The 265-nt window shown below is 63.8% G+C and carries 1 protein-coding gene; it reads left to right on the top strand.

Annotated elements, in window-relative coordinates:
* On the top strand, positions 1–265 hold a 265-nt coding region (locus tag QK293_RS27560), incomplete at both ends, for a hypothetical protein (RefSeq protein ID WP_282383551.1).

Below are 265 nucleotides of genomic sequence, written 5' to 3'. Positions count from 1 at the left end.
CTGAGCAGCGAGCAGACGGCCTCGGTCGGCGGTATCAACATCAACCTGGGCAAACGCAGCACCGACGCCAGCGCCCAGGTGCCCAAGGACATCACGCGCATCGAACGCGTGGATGCCGATGGCGTGAAACAAGTCAGCTTCGTCCCGGTCGACTTCCGGGGTGTGCCGTTTGCCGCCGTGGACCCGACGGCATCTTCGACCTTCCGGCTGCCCCAAGGGCCGTACGGAATGTTCGTGCAGAGTCGCAATCCACAAAGCCGTTACC

This window comes from Pseudomonas sp. AL03, assembly GCF_029960815.1.
Lineage (GTDB): Bacteria > Pseudomonadota > Gammaproteobacteria > Pseudomonadales > Pseudomonadaceae > Aquipseudomonas.
The sequence above is the reverse complement of the archived record's forward strand: the minus strand, read 5'-3'. Positions and strand labels throughout refer to the sequence as shown.